Genomic DNA, 3,102 nt, shown 5'->3' with positions numbered 1-3,102 from the left:
CGCCGCCCTCCACGGCCGCGACCCGCGCGTCCGCCAAGAAGCCCCGTGACGTCGCCGTCGCGCAGGCGCCCGCCGAGGAACTCGAGAGCGCCGATTCCGAGGCCTCTGCCCCGGCCCCTACCGCGCGCATGGCGCCGGAGCCGGAGCTGCGCCGCGCGGCGCCCGGGAAGAAGTCCATGGCCGCCTTGGGCGCGGCCTCGGGGGCGCTTGCCATGGGCGAAGCCGCCCCGATGCCGGTCCAGCAGCCGAAGGAGAAGTCCAAGCTGGAGCTGGGCGACGACAAGGGCGCCGCCGAGGGCGGCAACACCTTCGAGGCCTACAAGGCCAACGCCTTCACGGAGACGGCGAAGGACAACCTGTCCACCTTCGCGGCGGACGTGGACACGGCCTCCTACTCCATGGCGCGGCGCTACCTGCTGCAGGGCCAGCTGCCGCCCACCCAGGCGGTGCGCGTGGAGGAGTTCGTCAACTACTTCAAGTACCGCTACACCCCGCCGGAGGACGGCGCCTTCACGGTGCACCTGGAGGGCGCGCCGTCGCCCTTCAACTCGCGCCGCCAGTTCGTGCGCGTGGGCGTGCAGGGCAAGGTCGTCTCCCGCTCGCAGCGCAAGCCCGCGCACCTGGTGTTCCTGGTGGACACCAGCGGCTCCATGGCGTCGTCGGACAAGCTGCCGCTGGCCATCGAGTCCATCAAGGTCGCGGTGAAGAACCTCAACGAGAACGACACCGTGGCGCTCGTCACCTACGCGGGCTCCACGCGGGACGTGCTGCCCCCCACGCCCGCCACGGACGTGAAGAAGATCCACGCGGCGCTGGACACGCTGGTCGCGGGCGGCGGCACGGCCATGGGCTCCGGCATGGAGACGGCCTACAAGCACGCGGTGAAGAAGGCCGCGGGCGGCGTGGTGTCCCGCGTGGTGGTGCTCACCGACGGTGACGCCAACATCGGCCCCAACCTGAGCCCCAAGGCCATGCTGGCCAGCGTGCAGAAGTACGTGTCCGAGGGTGTCACCCTCACCACCGTGGGCTTCGGCATGGGCAACTACCACGACTCGCTGATGGAGCAGCTGGCGGACAAGGGCAACGGCAACAGCTTCTACGTGGACAGCATGAAGGAGGCGCGCAAGGTCTTCGAGACGCAGCTCACCGGCACGCTGGAGGTCATCGCGAAGGACGTGAAGTTCCAGGTGGAGTTCAACCCGAAGGCCGTCAGCCGCTACCGCCTGATGGGCTACGAGAACCGCGACATCGCGGACAAGGACTTCCGCGACGACAAGGTGGACGCGGGTGAGATTGGCGCGGGCCACACCGTGACGGCGCTGTACGAGGTGGAGCTCACGGGCGACGCGCCGAAGGAGCTGGCCACGGTGCGCATCCGCGCCAAGGCGCCCAACGGCACGGAGGCGAAGGAGCAGGCCTTCCCGCTCACCCGCGCGAACCTGAAGCCGTCCATGGAGGCCGCCTCCACCGACTTCCGCTTCGCCGTCGCGGTGGCCGCCACCGCGGACATCCTCCGCGCCGCGCCCGCCGCGGAGGGCTGGAGCCTGGCCACCACGCAGAAGCTGGCGGAGGGCGCCGTGGCCGGTGACTCCGACCGCACCGAGTTCGTCCGCCTCATCGGCCAGGCGCGCGCGCTGACGACCGCGTCCGCCCGCGGCCGCTAGGCAGTCCGCGGCACTAAGCACCGGGGAGAAGCGCAGCAAGGGGGGCCCTGCCCGCCACCGGAATTCGCCGGTGGCGGGCAGGGCTTTTTCGGCGGGTGCGTCAGCTGACGGTGATGACGGGGGAGCGTGGCGGAGAATTCCCTTCCGATTTCGGGGAGGGGAAAGGCCCGGACGCCAACAAGCGCGTCTGACTGAACCAGGACGGGGAGGCCTGTCTGCCCTTGGCGCGGAGCGGCGCGTGTATAGTGCGCGGTATGAACCGACCCGCTTCGTGGAAGTCCTCGCTGGTTTTGGCCCTGGCCGCGCTTGCCTGTGGGGCATGCGGAGACTCCGCCTCCGGTGGTGGCGTGAGCCTGGGTTCGGAGCAGAAAGGGATTGCGACCTTCTACGACGCCAACGGGGGCGGCAACTGCTCCTTCGAGCCCGGCGGCGATCAGATGGTGGCCGCGATGAACCAGGCGCAGTACGACAACAGCGCCGTCTGCGGCGAGTGCGTGGACATCGTCGGTCCCAAGGGCACCGTGCGCGTGCGCATCGTCGACCAGTGCCCCGACTGCGACAAGGGCCACCTGGATCTGTCGCGCGAGGCCTTCGACAAGGTGGCGGAGGCCAAGGACGGCCGGGTGGACATCACCTGGACGCCGGTGTCCTGCGACGTGGCCGGCCCGGTGGAGTACCACTTCAAGGACGGCAGCAATCCCTGGTGGACGGCCATCCAGGTGCGCAACCACCGGTTGCCCATCAAGAAGCTGGAGTGGCGGCGCGACGGCGACTGGAAGGCCCTGGAGCGCCAGAGCTACAACTACTTCGTCTTCGAAGGCATCGGCGAGGGCCGCTTCCAGCTGCGCGTCACCGCCAGCGACGGCCAGCAGCTCGTGGACTCCGTGGAGAAGGTGCTGGACGACGACTCCGTGGACGGGGCGGAGCAGTTCGCGCCCCAGAAGTGAGAGGGATTGCGCAATCCCTCTCACGCCGTTCGTCCAGGACGCCTAACGCCGCAGCATGCCGCGCAGGAGCTCCAGGGCCTCGGTGACCCCCTGCCAGACCTGGAGCGCCTTGATGCCCTCGCCCTCGCCCTGCACGTTGCGGCGGGCGGCGCGCTCCAGCGGCAGCAGCGCACCCTCCACCAGCTCGATCTGCCGGCTCAGCTCCGCCGGGGACGGGCCGTTCGCGGCGCGCTGGAGTGACTCCGCGGGGGTGGGCAGGGACACAGACACCGGCCGGTCCGCCAGCGCCGTGATGGCCTTGGAGAGCTGCGCCATGTACGGGCCGAAGTCCGGCGCGGGCGCCTGGGGCATGGGCGCGTTGCGCAGCGTGGGCGCCTCCGCCTGCGCGGCCACGCGCTCCGTGAGGGCCTTGAGCAGCTGCGCCATGTGCTTGAGGTACGGGGCCAGGTCCGTGGCCGGAGCCTGGGCCACCTGGGGCGCGGCCGGAGGGA

General features: G+C 70.5%; 3 protein-coding genes. 2 read left to right on the top strand and 1 reads right to left on the bottom strand.

The window, feature by feature from the left end; translation table 11 throughout:
* Window positions 1–230 precede the first annotated feature (230 nt).
* On the top strand, window positions 231–1,664 hold the full coding sequence (locus ACLEQD_RS40205) for a vWA domain-containing protein (protein ID WP_410391238.1): 1,434 nt from the start codon (window positions 231–233) through the stop codon (window positions 1,662–1,664).
* A gap of 347 nt (window positions 1,665–2,011) precedes the next feature.
* A complete protein-coding gene (locus ACLEQD_RS40200; protein ID WP_410391237.1) occupies window positions 2,012–2,611 on the top strand; it encodes an expansin EXLX1 family cellulose-binding protein in 600 nt (199 codons plus the stop codon).
* Between the two features lie 42 nt (window positions 2,612–2,653).
* Here the strand turns inward: ACLEQD_RS40200 and ACLEQD_RS40195 are convergent.
* Window positions 2,654–3,102, bottom strand: a 449-nt coding sequence (locus tag ACLEQD_RS40195) for a hypothetical protein (RefSeq protein ID WP_410391235.1), incomplete at its 5' end; no start/stop codon positions are given.

The sequence above is a fragment of the Corallococcus sp. 4LFB genome (genome assembly GCF_046520365.1).
Taxonomy (GTDB): Bacteria; Myxococcota; Myxococcia; order Myxococcales; family Myxococcaceae; genus Corallococcus; species Corallococcus caeni.
The sequence above is the reverse complement of the archived record's forward strand: the minus strand, read 5'-3'. Positions and strand labels throughout refer to the sequence as shown.

Excerpts from the sequence above, each read along its gene's own strand:
- ACLEQD_RS40205 (WP_410391238.1), top strand. The coding sequence starts at position 231 with ATGCCGGTCCAGCAGCCGAAGGAGAAGTCCAAGCTGGAGCTGGGCGAC.